The sequence below is a fragment of the Marivita sp. S0852 genome (assembly GCF_046591575.1).
Lineage (GTDB): Bacteria > Pseudomonadota > Alphaproteobacteria > Rhodobacterales > Rhodobacteraceae > Marivita.
In genome coordinates this window covers 243928-262879 of sequence record NZ_JBIQWA010000005.1, presented here as the reverse complement: position 1 = coordinate 262879, position 18952 = coordinate 243928, and the positions used below count along the sequence as shown (strand labels likewise).

Annotated in this window: 20 protein-coding genes, 1 tRNA gene and 1 riboswitch; of the genes, 12 read left to right on the top strand and 9 right to left on the bottom strand. The window is 57.7% G+C overall.

Annotated elements, in window-relative coordinates:
• Positions 1-8: 8 nt before the first annotated feature.
• The 3 genes from ACG74X_RS13055 to ACG74X_RS13045 are packed head-to-tail and all read left to right on the top strand — an operon-like array spanning position 9 to position 2121.
• Complete coding sequence (locus ACG74X_RS13055; protein ID WP_411235342.1) at positions 9-995, top strand: DNA-primase RepB domain-containing protein; 987 nt, start codon at positions 9-11, stop codon at positions 993-995.
• Complete coding sequence (locus tag ACG74X_RS13050) at positions 992-1963, top strand: AAA family ATPase (protein ID WP_411235340.1); 972 nt, start codon at positions 992-994, stop codon at positions 1961-1963. The genes ACG74X_RS13055 and ACG74X_RS13050 overlap by 4 nt, the downstream gene beginning before the upstream one ends.
• A gap of 8 nt (positions 1964-1971) precedes the next feature.
• Positions 1972-2121 (top strand): hypothetical protein, encoded by a 150-nt coding sequence (locus ACG74X_RS13045; protein WP_411235338.1) that lies wholly within the window; start codon positions 1972-1974, stop codon positions 2119-2121.
• A gap of 233 nt (positions 2122-2354) precedes the next feature.
• On the opposite strand, the gene ACG74X_RS13040 is transcribed toward ACG74X_RS13045, so the two are convergent.
• Positions 2355-2585 carry a hypothetical protein gene (locus ACG74X_RS13040; protein WP_411235337.1) on the bottom strand — a complete coding sequence of 77 codons (231 nt, stop codon included), beginning with the start codon at positions 2583-2585 and terminating at the stop codon, positions 2355-2357.
• A gap of 286 nt (positions 2586-2871) precedes the next feature.
• Entirely contained in the window at positions 2872-3450 is a 579-nt protein-coding gene (locus tag ACG74X_RS13035) for a GIY-YIG nuclease family protein (RefSeq protein ID WP_411235336.1), read from the bottom strand.
• Positions 3451-3586: 136 nt separating this feature from the next.
• Here ACG74X_RS13035 and ACG74X_RS13030 point away from each other — a divergent pair, with 136 nt between their 5' ends.
• Both ACG74X_RS13030 and ACG74X_RS13025 read left to right on the top strand, forming a co-directional pair.
• Positions 3587-3796, top strand: coding sequence for a helix-turn-helix domain-containing protein (locus tag ACG74X_RS13030; RefSeq protein ID WP_411235335.1), 210 nt, complete (start codon positions 3587-3589; stop codon positions 3794-3796).
• Positions 3797-3861: 65 nt separating this feature from the next.
• Complete coding sequence (locus tag ACG74X_RS13025) at positions 3862-4074, top strand: hypothetical protein (RefSeq protein WP_411235333.1); 213 nt, start codon at positions 3862-3864, stop codon at positions 4072-4074.
• A 75-nt stretch (positions 4075-4149) separates the two neighbouring features.
• Here ACG74X_RS13025 and ACG74X_RS13020 read toward each other — a convergent pair whose 3' ends face one another.
• From ACG74X_RS13020 to ACG74X_RS13010, 3 genes are read right to left on the bottom strand one after another with little or no spacing between them, the layout of a single operon-like run.
• Positions 4150-4620, bottom strand: coding sequence for a Mov34/MPN/PAD-1 family protein (locus ACG74X_RS13020; RefSeq protein WP_411235332.1), 471 nt, complete (start codon positions 4618-4620; stop codon positions 4150-4152).
• The gene (locus ACG74X_RS13015) at positions 4617-6380 is read right to left on the bottom strand and encodes a ThiF family adenylyltransferase (RefSeq protein ID WP_411235330.1); all 1764 of its coding nucleotides are present in this window, start codon (positions 6378-6380) and stop codon (positions 4617-4619) included. Before ACG74X_RS13015 ends, ACG74X_RS13020 begins: the two co-directional genes overlap by 4 nt.
• 36 nt (positions 6381-6416) lie before the next feature.
• Positions 6417-7661, bottom strand: a complete 1245-nt coding sequence (locus ACG74X_RS13010) for a CBASS cGAMP synthase (protein WP_411235329.1) — start codon at positions 7659-7661, stop codon at positions 6417-6419.
• 100 nt (positions 7662-7761) lie between these two features.
• Here ACG74X_RS13010 and ACG74X_RS13005 point away from each other — a divergent pair, with 100 nt between their 5' ends.
• Positions 7762-8493: a hypothetical protein gene (locus ACG74X_RS13005; protein WP_411235328.1), complete on the top strand. Its 732-nt coding sequence runs from the start codon at positions 7762-7764 to the stop codon at positions 8491-8493.
• A gap of 112 nt (positions 8494-8605) precedes the next feature.
• Here the strand turns inward: ACG74X_RS13005 and ACG74X_RS13000 are convergent.
• Positions 8606-8680, bottom strand: a tRNA-Phe gene (locus tag ACG74X_RS13000).
• A gap of 175 nt (positions 8681-8855) precedes the next feature.
• Here ACG74X_RS13000 and ACG74X_RS12995 point away from each other — a divergent pair.
• A complete protein-coding gene (locus tag ACG74X_RS12995; RefSeq protein WP_411235327.1) occupies positions 8856-9461 on the top strand; it encodes a ribonuclease HII in 606 nt (201 codons plus the stop codon).
• A gap of 115 nt (positions 9462-9576) precedes the next feature.
• A complete protein-coding gene (locus ACG74X_RS12990) occupies positions 9577-10680 on the top strand; it encodes a site-specific DNA-methyltransferase (protein WP_411235325.1) in 1104 nt (367 codons plus the stop codon).
• Positions 10681-10780: 100 nt separating this feature from the next.
• Here ACG74X_RS12990 and ACG74X_RS12985 read toward each other — a convergent pair whose 3' ends face one another.
• Positions 10781-12253 carry a type VI secretion system contractile sheath domain-containing protein gene (locus ACG74X_RS12985; protein WP_411235324.1) on the bottom strand — a complete coding sequence of 491 codons (1473 nt, stop codon included), beginning with the start codon at positions 12251-12253 and terminating at the stop codon, positions 10781-10783.
• 211 nt (positions 12254-12464) lie between these two features.
• Between ACG74X_RS12985 and ACG74X_RS12980 the strand changes: the two genes are divergently transcribed.
• The gene (locus tag ACG74X_RS12980; protein ID WP_411235323.1) at positions 12465-13340 is read left to right on the top strand and encodes a DMT family transporter; all 876 of its coding nucleotides are present in this window, start codon (positions 12465-12467) and stop codon (positions 13338-13340) included.
• A gap of 50 nt (positions 13341-13390) precedes the next feature.
• Here ACG74X_RS12980 and aroC read toward each other — a convergent pair whose 3' ends face one another.
• Positions 13391-14491: a chorismate synthase gene (gene aroC, locus ACG74X_RS12975; RefSeq protein WP_411235322.1), complete on the bottom strand. Its 1101-nt coding sequence runs from the start codon at positions 14489-14491 to the stop codon at positions 13391-13393.
• Between the two features lie 183 nt (positions 14492-14674).
• Positions 14675-14773: riboswitch (TPP riboswitch) on the top strand.
• Between the two features lie 36 nt (positions 14774-14809).
• On the opposite strand from aroC, the gene ACG74X_RS12970 reads away from it, so the two are divergent.
• The 3 genes from ACG74X_RS12970 to ACG74X_RS12960 are packed head-to-tail and all read left to right on the top strand — an operon-like array spanning position 14810 to position 17983.
• On the top strand, positions 14810-15799 hold the full coding sequence (locus ACG74X_RS12970; protein WP_411235321.1) for a thiamine ABC transporter substrate binding subunit: 990 nt from the start codon (positions 14810-14812) through the stop codon (positions 15797-15799).
• Positions 15775-17292, top strand: a complete 1518-nt coding sequence (locus ACG74X_RS12965) for a thiamine/thiamine pyrophosphate ABC transporter permease ThiP (protein WP_411235320.1) — start codon at positions 15775-15777, stop codon at positions 17290-17292. The genes ACG74X_RS12970 and ACG74X_RS12965 overlap by 25 nt, the downstream gene beginning before the upstream one ends.
• Positions 17276-17983 carry an ATP-binding cassette domain-containing protein gene (locus ACG74X_RS12960; RefSeq protein ID WP_411235318.1) on the top strand — a complete coding sequence of 236 codons (708 nt, stop codon included), beginning with the start codon at positions 17276-17278 and terminating at the stop codon, positions 17981-17983. Before ACG74X_RS12965 ends, ACG74X_RS12960 begins: the two co-directional genes overlap by 17 nt.
• A 172-nt stretch (positions 17984-18155) precedes the next feature.
• Here the strand turns inward: ACG74X_RS12960 and ACG74X_RS12955 are convergent, their stop codons facing one another.
• Entirely contained in the window at positions 18156-18944 is a 789-nt protein-coding gene (locus ACG74X_RS12955; protein ID WP_411235316.1) for a cytochrome c1, read from the bottom strand.
• Between the last annotated feature and the right edge of the window lie 8 nt (positions 18945-18952).

The window sequence follows — 18952 nt, the reverse complement described above, 5'->3', positions numbered from 1 at the left end:
GTGCCCGCATGAAAGAAAATACAATGGCAGACCAAAAACCCGAAAAGTACATCTACAGAACCAAATTTCCCGCGCTGATGGCCGAAGGTGCCTCTGAGCGCGACGTGCTGCAAGACCAAGACGATTTCCTCGGTGACCTCTGGTACAAGCCCGCGCATACTGGCCCCGACAAGTTCGGGAACCTCTGCTTTCGTCGCAAAGGCACGACGAAGATGATCGACAAGTTCGTTTCGCTGCGCGATAGAATCAAAATAGACCACCTTCTCCTTCGTTATGATCGATACCGTTTCGATCAGTATTTCAGCCCCAATGTCTATGCGCGCCCCAGCCGGAAAGTCGGAGGCGTCCTCATTACGCGATTGGGGTGGTGCGATGTGGACAAGGCCGATCCTTTCGCCTTCGACCCGAAACCGTCCGTTGTTTGGGAAACCTCGCCGGGACGCACGCAGGCGCTGTGGTTCTGGGACCGGCCACACACGCCCGCGCAGGCGTCAGCCTTTTCAAAGTCGCTCACGTATCGTCACGGCGGCGACAAAGGCGGCAGCGCGGCAAACAAGCTGCTGCGGTTGCCGGGGTCATTCAACCACAAGCCCGAGTACGACAGGCCGTTCATTCCGCTGGTGCATTTCGATCCAAGGCCGATCACGGTCCGTCCTAAGTTGCTGACGGGTCATAACGGCGCCCACGCGGCAGAACCCGAGGCGCTGGACATGAATCCCCATGCCCATGAACGCCTCAATGTCCTGAAAAAGTATCGCTCGAAGTTGGATGCATCGACGCGATCACTGATCAGGCACAACCGTGCGCAGGCATCTGATCGATCCAGCAGGATCTTCGCGATGGTGGCTGGCCTGCACGAGGCAGGCGCAACGCTCGACGAGATCGCCAGCGTGATCTGGTCCAGCCCATACTTCCGCGACAAGTACGGCGACGACATCAACGCGCTGGAAACCGAGGTATCGCGCATCATCACGCGAATGGGGGTGGCGCAATGACGAATGACAACACATTCCGCACGCTTGACGAGATCAAGGCCAAGGAGATCGAATGGCTATGGAAGCCGCTCATCCCATACGAGAAGACGACGATACTCGAAGGTGATCCAGAACTCGGCAAATCATACCTTTGTATGCACCTCGGGGCGTTGGTGACCACAGGAGGAAAGTTGCCCGATGGATCAAGAGTCGAGAAGGGCAACGTGCTCTACATCAGTTCAGAAGATGATGCCGCTGACACGATCCGGCCCCGCATGGAACAGATGGGTGCGAACCTGAAGCGGGTTCGTGTCCTCGACGACTTCCTTCTGTTCGACGAAAAGGGCCTGACGCGGCTTCGTGAGGAGTTGGAAGACCAGACGCCAGACCTCGTTGTGATCGATACCCTTTATTCGTTCCTCTCGGGCAAAGTCGATCTGGGCAAGCCGACTTCGATCCGTGCTGCGCTCCATGAACTTGACCGCCTGTTCAAGGAATATGGCCCAGCGGTCATCGCGCTCCGACATTGGACGAAGGGCGGGAAGGGCAAGGCCATCTATAGGGGCGTCGGGTCAATCGACGTGATCGGCGTGGCACGCACTGCGCTGGCGGTAGCCAAGCACCCTGAGAACGATAACCTTCGCATCCTTGCACAGGTCAAGAACAACATCGGCGCGAAGCCCCAAAGCTATGTCTACGAGATCGTAGAGCAGCCCGAGGGCCTGCCGGTGATTGAATGGCGCGGCACCACCCACTATTCCGCCGACGATCTAGAGCGGCATGGGCAGGACGAGCAGAGCGAGGAAGCGCGCGCCGTCGAGTTCCTGCGCGAGCTGCTGGCAAAGGGACCTCTGCCTTCGGGCGAGCTTTTCATACGGGCCGCTGGCGCCCAAATCTCGCGCCCGACGCTGAACCGGGCAAAGCGTGAGGCAGGCGTCAAATCCGAGAAGAAGGGAAAGACGTGGATTTGGAAACTCGACAAATCCTGAACTCCAAGGTGCTCAAGCTGATCAACTTTCTCAGAATTATCGTGAGCAACATCGAAATCCAAGGTTGTCACGAAATCGGTGAGAAAGATGAGAAGCTTGAGCATCTTCATTTCGGGGCGGCAGCGGCTCAGGGCCAAAAACCTCGGCTGCATGTATGACCCCTTGTCCGTCCACAGGGCGCGCGCCGATAAAAAAACGCCTCCCCCCATCCCCCTGTGGTCACCCTGTGCCAGCGCCGCGCGGAACGCCTCGGACCGACCCGTTGACTATCTATCAGTCTGTCGGATGCGAGCCGGAGCCAAATTTTCGAACCTTTTCATGCGGTCCGCGTTCGTGCTGGGGTTCAGCTTGCCGCGCCGGGTTCCACTCGGGTGGCAAACTGCTCGGGCGGTCATTCTTGCACCCACCCCTTGCGATGGTAATGGCTTAGCACGATAGCGCGGTTGAACAAGGGGAAGCCGACCCACAGGCCGTTGGCCGTGATCAGCGACAAGATCGCCCATAGGAACATGCCCTTGAACAGGTAATAGAACGGGCCGAACAGCAGGCACCACAGGCGGTGCCAGTTGCCCAAGATGATTTTCGTCTGGCCGTTGAAGGCCCATGTCGCGCGTATCGTCATTGCCGATTTCCTCGCTGGCTGGTTTCGATGCCAGCGAAATAAGATCGGGGACCATTGACCGTCAGGGTAATTCCCGCGCGGCCTATGGAGACGACAGAGGTAGCCATGCCGATGCGCCGCGCCTGCGCGGATGTCGGGAGAACCGCCGTGAGCGCGCCACACAGCGTGCCAGCCGGGATTGCGGCGGGATCACCATGCCTGAGGCACGCCCCGGCGCTCCTGGCTCAATACAACGCCGCCGCGCGCGCGTTTCGCTCTCGATCCTCGGGGTTAGTTGCAGAAGCGGTCATTTTCGCCCCAGCACGCGGCGCAGGTCGCTCAGCGTCGATCTGAACGGATGCCCGGACATACTCAGGTTGAGGGGCAAGGGCGGCCCGGTCCTGACCAGCGCTTCCTCAAGGGACCACGGTTCGTCATGCTGCACGACCGAAATTGCCGCGTGTTTGGCGGTCCAATCTGATAGCCTGTCCTCATGGTGGCGATCCATGCGCACGCGGTTTCGTTTGTCGCGCCAGAACGTCAGTTCAAGTTCTTGTTCGAGAAGCGCCGCAAGCGACAAACGCAAGGTCGAGGTGCGCACCGTCCCGCGTAGGTGGTTGCGCCAAAGTCTGCTTTTCACAGGTGTTGATCCATCTCGCCGCACTGGCCGGTCTTTCGGGGGTGCAATGCCAATATAGAGCAGGTGCTTCCCGTCACGCTCGATACATCCGTCCCTCGGCACCAGAGGCAAGCCGTAGTCAAACCACCACCCATAGACGCCGTGCGTGACCGCGTGCCGGTCGATGTAATCCAAGACATGATCGGGCAGCAGGAGGGTCTCAGGCGACAGGACGGCGCTCGCCTCGTCAAATAGACTAAGAGTCAACCATGAGGGCGCACGTCCCCCTGCCTCTTCCTGCATTCGTGAATGTCACCAGTGACTTCGGGCCTTCCGTCAGCCTAAGTCGAATATGACTTATAGTCTATGGTCGAGGGCGTGACCGCCATGCGCCATGCCGCGCATGTCAATTCAATCGCGCGTTTCGAGAAATATCCAGAGGATCAGGAGGGAGAAGAACCTTTCGCAAGAAGAGGTCGCCCATCGCGCGGACAGTCATCAGACCTATCTGAGCGGCGTCGAGACCGGGAAACGCAACCCGTCGATCTTGGTGGTCGAGCGCATCGCGAAGGCCCTCGGCGTGGACGTCTCGGAAATCTTCAAGCCGAACTAGGGTTATCCCTGACACGCTCTGGCCTTGCGTCTTATCGATCTGCATCAGCAACTTAGGAGATCGACATGACCGACATCGTGACGCTCAAGGCCATCTGCGACGAACTCAAGATCGACCCGCGCGAGGCTCGCGAACGCCTGCGCGCCGCCGCCAGTGACGTCAAGGCGAACCCAGAACTCGCGAAGGCTCGGAAGCCGCGCACACCGTGGCAATGGGTAAAGGGGTCCGCTGCCGAGAAGGAAGCGCGACGGGCCTTGCAGCCGAAGAAAGATGGATAGCTGCTCTAAGTGGTAATCAAAAAGGTGAACGGGGCGGGTAACTTGCCCCGTTCTTCTTATTATTCATTCCCCACTTTACCCGCTCACCAATTTTGACCATGCGCTGGCTTCATGAAGTGACACGTGCAGACCGACAGGAAATCCGGCTGTGCCGACAATCACCATCAAGAACGCATTCAACTCATGCTTTGAGCGAGCGAACAGGTCAGACATTGATGAAATGTCAGTTTCAGAAGGGGTGGGAATGGCTTGCGGGTGAGTGTGCCAATCTCCGAAATAGTGCAGCCCAGATTTGTGCAATGTGCTGATCTCCCGGCGTTCCGCAAAACGGTCTGCGATAAAAAAGAAGCGCCCTCGTCGGTCGGACCGCCTAGGACCGGTTGCCAGATTGACTTGGATGCATTGACCTTCGACCGCGCCAAATAGCTGCCCACCAGCTTCAGGCATATTCGGGTCCAACTGTCGCCATTTAGCAAGGTGATCGAGAACAACCTGTTCTAGGGTCAGAAATTGCCCACTTTCTCCAACGGGGTAGCGAATACTCATGCTTCTCCGCAAAAAGCACAGTCTACCCTTTGCCTCCACTCAAATCTCCTCGTTCCGCCGAACTCAGGAACGTCAGAAAAGCAACTTAGGAAGTCCGGGGTGAAGCGCCCTCCTTGCTCGGCAATTTCTTCCTTCGAAGACCAGTAAACGGCCTCCGTCCCGGGGTGCACCTCACCAAGCAGTGCTTTCGTTGAGGTCTTCGCCACTAAGGCCGCTACGCCTGACAACGATACTGGCCCATATGGTTGAAAACTGGCTCCACAATGGGGCTGTTTGCGCGTCGTCTCGGTGTCCCACTCACACACTGTTTGTCGCGCCCTCCCGAAATGGTCCATGCCGCAAGCAAAACATGGACCGTTGGAGCCGATCAATACGGCGTGTCCTGCCACAGAAAAAGGTTCTGCCCACCCATAGATCACAGGGGGGAAATCCGCTTCGTTCCTAGCCACTTGGTTAAGCCTGCCTTCAGCCACCCAACTGCCAACCGTGGACACGATCAAATCGGTGTTGTGGAAAATCTCAGAACGTATGACGTAGAGCGATTGCCAGTCCTCGGCAAAGTACTGGATTGAGCGCATATGCGGGAAGTCACCAGCCAATTTTTCTGCCAGTGACTTGGCTTTAAACGTCCTGACTTGCGTGACCCCGAGCATATGACGCCCAACATTAGGATAGTCCAGAAGTTCCGGGTCGACCAATGTGATCGAGCCGACACCTGTCTTGGCAAGAAGCAGAGCAACCTCGCTTCCCAATGAACCCGCGCCGATCATCAGAACACGCTTGTCAAACAATGGGGCGACTGTAGGGGTGTCACGACCATGTATCCACGATGGGTCCGCGCGCATAGTCTCGTGACGCTCAACCTTGTTCCCCCCGAACAGCCGCTGCATTCGGATATGGGGCGGCACCCTTCCAGGCCGAAAACCCTTCTGCACCATGTCTGGGCGTCGCCCGGCTTTCATACCTTGTTTGACGGGAGGCATAACTTCGACGGCGAAAAATACCGGCCCATCATCCGTGCGCCCCTCGAAGGAAACGGTGAACTTGTCATCAGCGGTTACAGCCGCATCTTCCAGCAGTTCTACGGATTCGGGTGCCAGCTCCCGCAAAAAGCGTAGAATCGCCGCACCCGACCTCGGGTATTCCGAAGGCAGAATAGGCCTATTGAGGGAGATGTGTGTCGCGGTGTTGAATTTGTAGTCCTTCTTGTTCCCCGGAAAACGGTTGCGAAGCCATCTCTCCAAGGCCGTGTGGTCATCTGCCAGATAGTAGTCACCTGTACTGCACCACAGGGACACCCGACGGGAGGGACCGCCGGGCGACAGGAGGCTGACGATGTTTTTGCCCCCATCAGTTTTGCTCCAATAAGAATCGAACTCGTCCGCGAAATCACTGATAAACGCGTCGTCGTATGAAGCGACGATCAATCGAATGGCTTCTTTGATAGCGTCCCATATTAACCCTTTGGGGTTCAAAGGATTGTGCTCTGTCCCCGCTGGGTAAAGGCAAAATGCACCGTCTTTTTCGATGTGCGGATATTGCATAAACCGAAATTTTTCGGTGCAGTACACGCGCGGCTTTGTCCACGGGAAATCCGGCAAGAGCACCACTTGCAGATCAAAGCGGTCAGCTTGATGTTCAAACGGGAGAACCCATCCGTGGATTGGGTCCTTAGCCTCGTATCGAGACAATTCGCCCTGCGTGAGGTCTCGCGCATTCGGACATTGAGCCAGCACCCAGCGGGATAACTCAGCTATCATGAGATCGGTAGGTTCAGACGGCCCAGTCAATGCCGACTACCCGTAGCGGCCTCCGCCCTGCTTGTTCACAGCGGCGAGGTCATTGCTTTGCTCTGCGTCAACCTGGTCCACCATCCCCAAGGTAAGGGCAGCAGGTGCAGCCAACTCGCTTGTCTTTGTCTCAAGGCCAGCGTCGGGCACATAGAGGGTGAGATCGTCTGGGATACGCCCGCCAAATTGGTTTTGCAGGGCTTCGAAAGCTGCCGCGCGGTCTGACGTCTGTGTCAGCGCGTCTTTCAGACGCTCAGCAAGCACTCTGGCCTTCGCAACGAAATCGCTGCGTTCCTCAGGTGACCAGCCCTGATCCAACCGCGCGCCTTCTACGACCGGGTTTGGAATGTTATTGGCGAGAAAGTCGGGCAAGTCTTCCGCGACTCGCAACAAGGCCAGATCGTCCCTGTCGCTGGCAATTGCTGCCGACGCCTTCTCAAAGACCGACACGACTGCGGCCATGAGTGCAATCGATGCCAACCTTCCTTCGGGCCATTGGAAGTCTTTCCAGCCCTTTAGATAGCGGCTGACGGTTCGGACCTGCTCGCCGTATTCTTTCACGGCATCGACAAACCAGTCTTCGAGTTTACGCGGGTCGGATTTCATCCAACCCTCGTTGCGGTGCGCGAGCATCATCTCGTCGTGGGACAACATTCGATACGCAGTATCTTCCATCATCAGTTCGGCTGTGAAATCTACACCACGACTTTGGGCATCTTTCACGATGCGCTGGAAATCAGTATCCGGCACCGAGTAAAGTGCGAGGTCGGTGTGCATGGTGTTGTCAATCTTGACTCGGATGCACGAAGGCTTGTCCGTTACGAGTTGCCAACCCTTCTTGTCGCAAAGTGGCGCTAGGATGCGCTCGATAATGGAAAAGTAGGCTGCGCTTTGGATCACAGGGGATCTGTCTCCGCCCTTTTGAAAATAGGAGACGGGCATGAATAGCCCATCGTCCAAGTCAATCTCTTGAGGCGGCACGTGCGCAGGTTGGTTGCATGTGTGGTATGAGAAGCTGCCCTGCATCTTGAACTTCGGTGTCTGGTAGTTCCGCACAAATACTGGCGCCTGATCTTCGAACAGAACCCGATCACCCAGAGCCTTCGCAAATGCCCCAAACTGCGAGGAGATTTCACTGCGAATGTCATCCCGAGCGTTTCGCAGTGTCTGTTCCTGCTCCTCTGAAAGGTTCAATGCGAACTTGTAACCCGAGGGCCGGGACACGAAGGCTTTATGTGCGTTGACAGGCATTAAACTGTCCCTCTTCTGGTCTTATCTTGTGGTGGTGACGCCGCTTGCGCATATACTTGGGGGCACTAGACCGAGTCTTCAATACCAGAGGTTGAGCATCGTGGCAAAGTTTGTTTCCCTTTCGTTCTGGATTACCTTGGCGGTCTATCTGGCTTTGGCCTCACCGCTTGCCGTTGGCTGGATCGAGACTTGGCTTGCCGCCAACTTGCCTGTTCTGGGATCGCCAGTTGCCAACCTCCTGACTTCTAGAGTTGTCGCGATGGTCATATGGGGTAGCATTGCGCTGTTCATCGTCGCGCCAGGCTGGCGTCTTCTTTGGAAGCTACCTTTGGCGGGGCCATGGTTCGCAAATCGCTACTTTCCTGACCTGAACGGCGAGTGGGTTGTAACGATCCAGTCCAATTGGCCGATTGTAGAACGCCTGAAAACCGCCGCCGCCAGTAACGAAATCACGTTTGATCCTGTCAACGATGAACGTCCCGGGCTTCTGGAAGCGAATTTTGATGTGAAAATCAAACAGACGTGGTTTCGGACCGACGTGGCCTTCCTACCGAACGAAAACACGCCATTGCTGAGTTCCGAGACAATCTCCGTGGAATTTTTCAAGTCAGAGAATGGGCACAAATCGGTTGCATGGGTCTACGAGCAGACAAACAAGCAAGACAATACTCGGCCCCTTGCGGTGACGGACCAACCCAAGTTTTACGGGTCTGCCGTGCTCAATGTGAACGAGGGTGCAACCGAACTAAAGGGACAGTACTGGCAAAACCGATCTTGGAATCTCGGCTTAAACGCCGCTGGTGAGATCACACTTAGGAGAAAGAGCCGATAGAGATCCGGCACGGGGTAGGCTCGAAATGCTACCCAAGTGATACCCACGATCATCTTATCGGCATGAGCTTTGCCACCTTGCCAACCTAAGAGTTTGTTTTAATTTTTTTTAATGGTGCCCGGGGGCGGAATCGAACCACCGACACGAGGATTTTCAATCCACTGCTCTACCCCTGAGCTACCCGGGCACGGGAGAACGATAATCGTTCAGGTGGCCGCGTTCTATGTGACGGTTTCGGGCGTGTCCAGAGTGTTTTGAGGAGAAATGGCATAAATAAATCCTGTGCTTAAAGTCGTGGGTGCCAAGGGTGTAATGCGCCGGTTTGGCTTGCCATTCAGGAGCAGTTCGGCAAGGTGCGATATATGTTGCCAGACTTTCGGTTTGAACGTGATCAGTGGGCACGCGGTTTGGTACGTGTTGCTGGAGTGGATGAGGCCGGTCGCGGACCGTTGGCCGGGCCGGTTGTCGCGGCGGCGGTGGTGTTGGGGCGCGATGCGATCCCGGATGGTATTCAGGATTCGAAAAAGCTGACTTCCGAGCGGCGCAAAGCTGTGCTTGAGCGGATTATGCAGGAAGCTGAGGTCGGTGTCGGCGAAGCGAGTGTGGAAGAGATCGACGAGATCAATATTCTGCGCGCCAGCCATCTTGCCATGTGTCGGGCGATTGATGCCCTTGCCCAAGCTGTGGATCATGTCTTGATCGATGGAAACCTGATCCCGCGCGATCTGGAACTTCCGGCGACCCCGATCATCAAGGGAGACAGCCTGTCGCTGAGCATTGCAGCCGCGTCAATTGTGGCCAAAACAAGGCGTGATGCGATCATGTGGGATTTGGCGCAACACTACCCGGGCTATGGGTGGGAAACAAATCAGGGCTACCCGACGAAGTGTCACAAAGAAGCCCTTCGAAATCTTGGACCGACCCCACATCATAGACGTTCGTTCAAATCTGTCCACAATATGTTGTGACAAGAGGAAATCATAAGCAGTTGATTCAAAAAAGAAATTGACCACGAATCGGCTTTGACTCATCCTTTGAGCCAATCACAGAGCGCAAGAACAGCGCCGGGACGATAGGCAGAGAATGACAAAGATGACCAAGCCGAACAGCGCAGATGCGCTGCCGATCAACACGATTTTGGACGGCGATTGTATCGACGTGATGACCGGCTTGCCGGCCGAGTCGGTTGATCTGATTTTTGCAGATCCCCCTTATAACCTGCAATTGAAAGGCGATTTGCATCGTCCCGACAATTCGCGTGTCGATGCGGTGGATGATGACTGGGATCAATTCTCAAGCTTCAAGGCCTATGATCAGTTCACCCGAGACTGGCTGAAAGCGGCGCGCCGTTTGCTCAAACCGGATGGTGCGATTTGGGTGATTGGGTCGTATCACAACATTTTCCGCGTTGGATCTGCGTTGCAGGATGCCGGTTACTGGATCTTGAACGATGTTGTCTGGCGCAAATCGAACCCGATGCCGAATTTCCGCGGCAAACGGTTCACCAATGCGCATGAGACGATGATCTGGGCCTCGAAATCAGAGGGTGCCAAATACACGTTCAATTACGAAGCCCTCAAGGCGCTGAACGAAGGGATTCAGATGCGCTCGGATTGGGTTTTGCCGATCTGCAATGGCGGAGAGCGGCTCAAGGATGATGCTGGCGAAAAGGCGCATCCAACGCAGAAACCGCAGGCGCTTTTGCATCGTGTCCTGGTGGGCTCGACCAAACCCGGCGACGTCGTACTTGATCCATTCTTCGGGACCGGCACAACCGGTGCTGTGGCCAAAATGCTGGGCCGCGACTGGATCGGGATCGAGCGCGAAGAGAAGTATCGGGCGGTCGCCAGCAAACGGATTGCATCGGTGCGCCGACTGGACAAGGCCGCCCTTGAAGTGTCGGTCAGCAAACGCGCCGAACCGCGTGTGCCTTTTGGCCAGCTCGTAGAGCGCGGAATGCTGCGTCCGGGCGAAGAGCTGTATTCGATGAACAAACGCCATAAGGCCAAGGTTCGTGCAGATGGCACATTGATCGGCAACGATATCAAAGGATCTATCCATCAGGTCGGCGCGCATCTTGAGGGCGCACCAAGCTGCAATGGCTGGACCTACTGGTGTTTCAAACGCGATGGCAAGACCGTGCCAATCGACGTGCTGCGCCAACAGATCCGCTCAGAAATGACCTGACACAGGTCAGTGAACACCGCCGGTGCCTGCGGTCTGGCCGCGGCACACGACTTGCCCCGCCGTTGATCGGCGGGGTTTTTTCATTCCGGCGTATGAGGGGTTACAATGCGAAGGGTCCGATCCGCCCATCGTCACCACCGGTTGCCAGTGTCTGAAACCATGGCAAGCGAATGATATTTTGGTTGCGGATGGCCGAAACCGGAACGATGCCCGCGTCTTGCAAGACAGCAGCGGCACGATCCGACAAAAGGGTCTCTGCACCCGGTTTCATCTGCTGCTCCCCGTCTGCGTCATAAGGCACAAACGGCAGGTCTCCATAAGCCAGATTGGTGTTCAAGCGTGCCGACCAGCCATCCTGCTCAAAAGAGCACGCAATCAGAATGCAGGCAAGCAGCGAAGACGCGCCCCAAAGAAAGGCGTCATGGTCCCGCGCGGGCGACACAATTTCTTCAAAGGGGAAGGCCTCAATCGGATCAAGCTTTTTGCCGTAAGGCGTGCGGATCATGAAACGCGGTGCCAGCGCAACGATATGGTTGGCCATGGGGGTCGACCGCAATAGGGTCCAGTCGTCAATCGGCGTTGCGGGTGCCGGTGACAATGCGACCGCGTCCCACGATGGCACGCCGATCATCCCGGCCTCTGGCGAGGCCAGCACCACAGCGCCGGTGCGCCCGGCAAACGCGCCAAGGCTTGCCAAAAGCCGAACCTCTTCTGGCGTAGGGGCCACTGTGTCCCCCAGCACCATCAGGGTAAACGGCGCATGCGCGGGTTCCTCAACAAGCCGGGAATGCAAAACGCTGTTGTCTACCGCACCGTCCGGGGCGGCAAGGGCCGCGATCAGCTCTGTTTTAGAGGCGTTCAGAACGTGGATCGACATGTCTGTGTCTGTGTCGATATTCGACACCAATAGATGCAATCCCCGCCAAGCCGCCTCAACAGATTGAACCTTTGGGTTGTGCAAGACAGCCCGCATGTGCGCCGCCGCAGCATCATCAAGGGCGGCCCTATAATGCGCGGCCCGTGGATCTGCTTCCGGGGTGATATGTGCGGCCACGGCATCGTGCAGAATTGCGGTCAGATAGTCCGTTGGGGGTGGCGTTGATACAGACTGTGTTGTCGGCTGTGCGCCAAGCGGGCGTGATACCGTATCTGTGTCCGTTTCCGGCTCTGCAGGCGGGGCGCTGGGAACATCAGAGGTTTGCAGCATCGCCTGAACATTCTGAGCTACAGAGTCAAACTGCGCCGGGTCGCGCACACGGTTTTTCAGGTCTTTCAATGTCTGAAAAGACGACAGATTTTGCCAGATCTGGTCGGGGTGGACATCGTCCAGGTCTTTTAGGGTAAAACCCTCTTCATCCAGGTCTATCGCCGGCTTTTCAGTGGACATGAACGTGTCGAACGTGTCGATATCCACCGCGCGCAGGGGGCGGGTTGCAAGGCTATGTTCGGTGCGCGACGCGCAGCTGTCACCAAGATCATTTATGAAAAGAATGCGCAAAGGCTTGGTCGAAGGCAGACGCGCGGCCGGGTCGGCTTTGCCAAATTCAGCCGTAAATTGCAGCGGGTTGAACATTGAAATTCTCCGGATCAAAATGGGATCACCCATAGTATCCGGTGGGCCGAACCAATCCAGACAAATCGCGCCAATGCCGCGGCGCTTGGCGTTGACCGTCTGTGCTCAGCTTATCAAAAGCGGGTGCCGATATCCGTGGCGCGACGATCTTGGCTTTCCCCTCATGGCGTCTGTGGCTATCACCGGCTGACACCGATCCGGAGGGTTAAGAGTGGATATACGTGCAGTTTTTGCCGGGTTGGTCTTTGCGCTCATGTGGTCGTCCGCTTTTACATCGGCACGGATCATTGTCACTGACGCCCCGCCGTTGATGGCACTTGCCCTTCGGTTCATGATTTCCGGTGTCTTGGCGGTGATGATTGCCCGCTGGTTGGGGCAAAGCTGGCGGCTGACACCTTTGCAATGGCGCGCCACGATCCTGTTCGGGATTTGTCAAAACGCGCTGTACCTCGGGTTGAATTTTGTCGCCATGCAAAGCATCGAAGCATCCCTTGCGGCCATCATCGCGTCCTCCATGCCGCTTCTGGTGGCGTTGGCAGGCTGGCTCTTTGTCGGCCAGCGTGTGTCTGCGCTGGGCGTTGCCGGTCTGATTGCAGGTTTCTGCGGGGTTGTGATCATCATGGGTGCGCGATTGGGCAGCGGTGCAGACCTGTTCGGGGTTGGCCTGTGCGTCATCGGTGTGATTTCGCTGACGGTGGCGACCATGGCGCTCCGGAACGCAAGCTCTGGTGGCAATTTTGTTATGGTGGTCGGGCTGCAAATGCTGGTGGGCAGTGCCGTTCTCTGGCCCGCAGCACTGCTTATGGAGACTTTTGCCGTCACATGGTCGCCCAAACTTGTGCTGGCCTTTGTCTACACGACGCTGGTGCCCGGTCTGGCGGCAACGCTGGTCTGGTTTTGGCTGGTGAACCGGATCGGTGCCGTCAAGGCCGCCACATTCCATTTCCTCAACCCGTTTCTTGGCGTCGCCATCGCGGCGGTCGTGCTGTCTGAGACGCTCGGCCTGTCGGACATCATAGGTGTGGTGATCATCACGATGGGTATTCTGGCGGTGCAACTGTCCCGTCAGGGGTTACATCGGCACTAGGGCGGGTTTCCCGCGCGTGTCACCAGCAAGAGAGTTATGGCGTAAAGCGCCTACCCGATTGGTCCCCGGTTTTCACCAATCTGACCGCGGTGCAGCAACATATGGTCAAGAATGACGCAGGCCATCATCGCCTCGCCCACAGGCACGGCGCGGATGCCCACGCAGGGGTCATGGCGCCCTTTGGTGATGATTTCGGTCTCTTCACCGGATTTGGTGATGGTGCGCCGGGTGGTCAGGATGGAAGAGGTCGGTTTTACCGCAAAACGTACCACGATGTCCTGGCCGGTCGAGATCCCCCCAAGGACACCGCCTGCGTGGTTCGAACTGTATTCCGGCCCGTCTGGCCCTGTAAAAATCTCGTCCGCATTGGCGGTCCCGGTCAAGGTGGCTGAGGCCATGCCTTCGCCGATCTCGACACCTTTGACGGCGTTGATGCTCATCATGGCCGCCGCAAGATCGGTGTCGATCTTGCCATAGATCGGCGCGCCTAAACCTGCGGGTACGCCGCGCGCCACCACTTCGATGATGGCCCCCACGCTTTCGCCGGATTTGCGTAGCCCATCCAGATAGGTGGCCCAATCCGATGCCGCCTGCGCGTCGGGCACCCAGAACGGATTGTTGCCGATCTCGTCCCAGTCGAACCGATCCCGATCAATTGCGTGCGGCCCCATCTGGGTCATGTAGCCGGTGATCTGCACCTCGGGCAACAGGGCCTTGATCGCCTCGCGCGCAAGGCCACCCGCCGCCACCCGCGCCGCCGTTTCGCGCGCCGAGGACCGTCCGCCACCGCGATAGTCGCGAATGCCGTATTTCTGCCAATAGGTAATATCGGCATGGCCGGGGCGGAATTTCTCCATGATGTCCGAGTAATCCTTGGACCGCTGATCGGTATTTTCGATCATCAACTGCACCGGCGTGCCGGTTGTCTGGCCCTCGAACACGCCGGAGAGGATTTTTACCTCATCCGCCTCGCGCCGCTGCGTGGTGTATTTGTTCTGTCCTGGTTTGCGCTTGTCCAGCCAGTGCTGAATCATCCTGGCATCAATCGGCACACCCGGCGGGCAGCCGTCTACGGTCGCGCCAAGGGCTGGCCCATGGCTTTCACCCCAGGTGGTGACACGGAAAAGATGTCCAAAACTGTTCAGGCTCATACACAGGCTCCTTGACTGACCTGTGTCCTAGGGCAGGGGGCGTTTGGCCTCAAGATGTTTCGAATGAGCTGTGCTCATCCGACAGGTTGGGGGACCAGTCCCCCAAACCCCCTGAGGTATTTCCGGCCCAAAGAAACTCCAGGCGGCAGGGGCTTGAAGCGGCGGTCATTGACGGCTACGACTTGGATCACCTCGGGGTGCCGATCCTGGCTGAGATGCATATGCGAACCCGTTGAACCTGAACCGGTTAACACCGGCGGAGGGAAGGTCCGGATAGTCTCCTGTCTTGCCCTCTCGCCGCAATATAGGAGGATGCCCATGAAGCCGGCCCTTGTTTTTGCTGCGGGATTTCTTGCGTCGACCACGTTTGTGGCGGCACAGGACACACCCGTTCTGACCGTGTATGCGGGGGATTACATTACCTCGGAATGGGGGCCTGGCCCCAGAATCGAAGAGATGTTCGAGGCGCAGTGCGCCTGTGATCTGCAGTTCAAGCCCGGTGATCTGTTGCCGCGTATTCTGCTTGAAGGCGAACAGACCGATGCGGATATCGTCTTTGGTCTGAACACTGACGTCACCAAACGCGCCCGCGAAACCGGGCTGTTTGCGCCGCATGGGCAGGATGTGTCGTCCCTGACCTTGCCGATCGACTGGACCGATGAGCTGTTTTTGCCGTTCAATTATGGGCACACCGCCTTTGTTTATAATGAAGAGCGGATTTCAGCGGTCCCGGACAGCTTTGATGCCCTGCTGAACGCGCCCGATGATCTTAGGATCGTCATTCAGGACCCACGGTCGTCGGTTTCGGGGCTCGCTTTGGTGCTATGGGTCAAGTCGATTTACGGCGATCAGGCGGAAGCGGCGTGGCAAAAGCTGGCACCCAAGGTGCTGACGGTGACCAAAGGCTGGTCCGAAAGCTATGGCCTGTTCACCGATGGTGAGGCCGACATGGTGCTGAGCTATACCACCTCACCCGCCTATCATATTATTGCCGAAGACGATCGCACCAAGAAGGCGGCGATTTTTCCCGAAGGACATTATTTCATGGTCGAAGTGTCGGCCAAGCTTGCAGGCAGCGATGTGCCGGAGCTTGCGGATCAATTCCTTGAATTTCAATTGTCAGAAGAGTTTCAGACGATGATCGCGACCGGCAATTGGTCGTTCCCGGCGAGACTTGACCGGGCGCAATGGCCTGACGGGTTCAAGGAATTGACCCTGCCGGAAAAGGTGCTGTTTTATTCGGAGGATGAGGCCGCTGCGCTGCGGGATGAAGCGGTTGAGGAATGGCGGCGCGCCTTGTCTCAATAGTCGCCGCACTGACTGTGGCCGGGCTGGTGATTGGCCCGGTCCTAGCAGTCGGTCTGCGCGCAGAAGCCTTTTCAGGCTTTCGGGCCGCCGATTGGCAGGCTCTGAGGTTCACCCTTGTGCAGGCCACGCTGTCGGCGGTTCTGAGCGTCGGTTTCGCCATTCCATTGGCCCGGGCGCTGGCCCGACGGCAGTTTGCCGGGCGTGGGATGCTGGTGGCGTTATTGGGGGCACCTTTTATCCTGCCTGTGATTGTCGCGGTGCTGGGATTGGTGGCGGTGTTCGGACAATCCGGTTTGCTGAACCGGGTGCTGGCCCCGTTGGGAGTTCCAGAGCTGCAGATCTACGGATTGCACGGAGTTCTTCTGGCCCATGTCTTTTTCAATCTGCCCCTGGCGACGCGTCTGATTTTGCAAGCATGGCTTGCGGTTCCGGCGGAACAGTTTCGGCTGTCCGCAACGCTTGGCCTGGGCCGCCGCGCCATGTGGAACGCGATTGAATGGCCTTTGCTCAAACGCATCGTGCCGGGCGCACTGGCGGTGATTTTTGTCATCTGTCTGTCTTCGTTTGCCGTCGCGCTGACGCTTGGCGGCGGACCAAAAGCCACAACTCTGGAATTGGCGATCTACCAATCCGTGCGCTTTGATTTCGATCTTGCCCGTGCGGCGGCATTGGGGCTGATCCAGCTTGGGCTGGCGCTTGCGGCCGGGTTGGTGGCGCTCAAAGTCACCTCCCTGCCCGTAGCGGCGAAAGGGCTGGACCGCGTCGTGCCCCGGTGGGACGGTGTGGATCGCCTGTCCCGTGCGGCAGATATTTTCTGGATCGGAGCGGCTGCGGCTTTTTTGCTGACGCCACTGACGATGGTGGCGGTGAATGGCCTCACCGGGATAACGTCGTTGGGCGCGTCGGTTTGGCAGGCGGCGGGGCATTCGGTATCGGTGGCGCTGGGGTCGACCGCGCTGTGCCTTTTATGGGCGCTGCCGCTGTCGACCCGATGGGGCGAATGGTTAGGCCTGGCCGGTATCGCGCTGTCTCCGCTGGTTCTGGGGATTGGCCTGTTTTTGATCATCCGCCCGTTTGTGAACCCGTTCGAGCTGGCGCTGTATGTGACGGCGACGGTCAACGCCTTTATCAGCTTGCCATTTGCGCTGCGCATCTTGCGCCCGGAGGCCGAGGTGATCCGCTCTGAATATACCCGACTGCGTCAGGCGCTGGGCCTGACGTCATGGGCCTGGTTGCGCTGGGTGTTCCTGCCACGGCTAAAACGTCCGATTGGGTTCGCGGCTGGTCTGACGGCGGCGTTGTCGATGGGGGATCTGGGCGTCATCGCGTTGTTTGCAAACCCGGATCGCGCAACGCTGCCGCTGAAAGTGTTTCAACTCATGGGGGCCTATCGCATGGATCAAGCGGCGGGGGCGGCGCTTTTGTTGCTGATACTCAGTCTGGCATTGTTCTGGCTTTTCGATCGGGGAGGGCGCGTTGGCTCTGGATCTTGATCATATCTGCGCCCGCGCAGGGGGGTTTGAAGTAACGGCCGATTTTTCTGTGCCGGCCGGCGCGCGTGTTGCAATCATCGGCGCGTCCGGATCGGGAAAATCCACGTTGCTGGATGTCATTGCCGGGTTTCGCGCGCCAATGTCTGGCGAGGTGCGATGGCAGGGGGTGCCGCTCACCGACAAGCCACCTGCGGAGCGCCCGATTGGAATTTTGTTTCAGGACACCAACCTGTTTCCAAATCTGACCATTCAGCAGAACCTCGCGCTGGCGCTGAATCCGGTCAGTGGCCGTTTGAAAGCCGGAGCGGCGGACAAAATTGATGCAGTCCTGTCGCGCGTTGGGTTGGATGGTTTTGGACCGCGCCGCTTGTCAGAGATGTCCGGCGGCCAGCAAAGCCGCGCAGCTCTCGCGCGTGTGCTGGTGCAGGCGCGCCCTGTGTTGTTGCTTGACGAGCCGTTTTCTGCCCTTGGCCCGGCGCTCAGAGATGAAATGCTGGATCTGGTGCGCGATGTCGCAGAGGCCGAGGGCACAACGGTGTTGCTCGTCACCCATAACCCGCAAGAAGCGCTCAGGTTTGCGCGACACACCATTGTCGTCGAAGCAGGATGCGCCGCCCCTCCTCGGGACACGCAGGCGCTGTTGGATGATCCACCGCCCGAGCTGCGCCGATATCTGGGTGCGGGGTCGTAGACCAGCGACGTGACAGGCTTTGGCTTATGGCGGTATGTTTGAAAGACTGAACCGCCCGTCGTGTCCGACATCGAAGCGGTCAAAGGGAGGCTGTTTCAGGAAAGAACAGTCGCGCCTCGTATAAAAAAAAGCCCCGCATCTTTGGCGGGGCTTTTCGATGTTGTCAGAGTGTTTACTCTTTCGCGCGGGCCTTCACCGGAGCCCAGATGCGTTTGTTGGTCAGGTACAACAGCACTGACAGGATGGTCAGGAAAACAACACCCACAAATCCGGCTTGCTTGCGCGCCATCATCTTTGGTTCTGCCGCCCACATCAGGAAGGCTGCAACATCTTTCGACTGTTGCTCGATGGTGGCCTCTGTCCCGTCTGCATACTCTACGTCGTCGCCATAGAACACCGGTGCCATCGAAATCCAGCCACCCGGAAACGCGGTGTTTTCATAAAGGATGGTCCCGGCCTCTTCTTTCTCTTCACCGGTGTAGCCGGTCAGTAGAGATGCGATGTATTCCGGGCCACCCATCCCTTTGAAGAACTGGTTGATCCCAAGGCCATACGGCCCGTGGAACCCAGCGCGGGCTTTGGCCATCATGCTCAGGTCCGGGGCACCAACCGCGTCATTTGCCGGGAAATGATCTACCGGGCGGGCAGGGCGGAAATCGTCCAGCTCTGGGTCGAACACTTCGAAGGTCTGTTCAGCATAGGCCAGCACTTGTTCTTCTGACATGCCGACACCGCCTTCGTCATGCAGTGTGCGGATGGGCACGTATTTCAAACCATGGCAGGCAGAGCAGACCTGGGTATAGACCTGCAGACCGCGCTGCAATTGTGCCTGATCATACGTCCCGAACGGGCCTTCGAACGAGAATTCGTAGTTTTCGACGTGCCCGGCTGCTCCGGCGGCGAATGCGCCAGAGACAGGGGTCAGGGCCAGTGTGGCCGCGAGGGCAAGTTTCTTAAGCATTTGTGCTT

Bases quoted from the DNA above. Each gene is read 5' to 3' on its own strand.
- ACG74X_RS13055 (WP_411235342.1), top strand. From the start codon at position 9: ATGAAAGAAAATACAATGGCAGACCAAAAACCCGAAAAGTACATCTAC.
- ACG74X_RS13050 (WP_411235340.1), top strand. From the start codon at position 992: ATGACGAATGACAACACATTCCGCACGCTTGACGAGATCAAGGCCAAG.
- ACG74X_RS13040 (WP_411235337.1), bottom strand. From the start codon at position 2,585: ATGACGATACGCGCGACATGGGCCTTCAACGGCCAGACGAAAATCATC.
- ACG74X_RS13030 (WP_411235335.1), top strand. From the start codon at position 3,587: ATGTCAATTCAATCGCGCGTTTCGAGAAATATCCAGAGGATCAGGAGG.
- ACG74X_RS13025 (WP_411235333.1), top strand. From the start codon at position 3,862: ATGACCGACATCGTGACGCTCAAGGCCATCTGCGACGAACTCAAGATC.
- ACG74X_RS13020 (WP_411235332.1), bottom strand. From the start codon at position 4,620: ATGAGTATTCGCTACCCCGTTGGAGAAAGTGGGCAATTTCTGACCCTA.
- ACG74X_RS13015 (WP_411235330.1), bottom strand. From the start codon at position 6,380: ATGATAGCTGAGTTATCCCGCTGGGTGCTGGCTCAATGTCCGAATGCG.
- ACG74X_RS13010 (WP_411235329.1), bottom strand. From the start codon at position 7,661: ATGCCTGTCAACGCACATAAAGCCTTCGTGTCCCGGCCCTCGGGTTAC.
- ACG74X_RS12995 (WP_411235327.1), top strand. From the start codon at position 8,856: ATGTTGCCAGACTTTCGGTTTGAACGTGATCAGTGGGCACGCGGTTTG.
- ACG74X_RS12990 (WP_411235325.1), top strand. From the start codon at position 9,577: ATGACAAAGATGACCAAGCCGAACAGCGCAGATGCGCTGCCGATCAAC.
- ACG74X_RS12985 (WP_411235324.1), bottom strand. From the start codon at position 12,253: ATGTTCAACCCGCTGCAATTTACGGCTGAATTTGGCAAAGCCGACCCG.
- aroC (WP_411235322.1), bottom strand. From the start codon at position 14,491: ATGAGCCTGAACAGTTTTGGACATCTTTTCCGTGTCACCACCTGGGGT.
- ACG74X_RS12970 (WP_411235321.1), top strand. From the start codon at position 14,810: ATGAAGCCGGCCCTTGTTTTTGCTGCGGGATTTCTTGCGTCGACCACG.
- ACG74X_RS12965 (WP_411235320.1), top strand. From the start codon at position 15,775: ATGGCGGCGCGCCTTGTCTCAATAGTCGCCGCACTGACTGTGGCCGGG.
- ACG74X_RS12955 (WP_411235316.1), bottom strand. From the start codon at position 18,944: ATGCTTAAGAAACTTGCCCTCGCGGCCACACTGGCCCTGACCCCTGTC.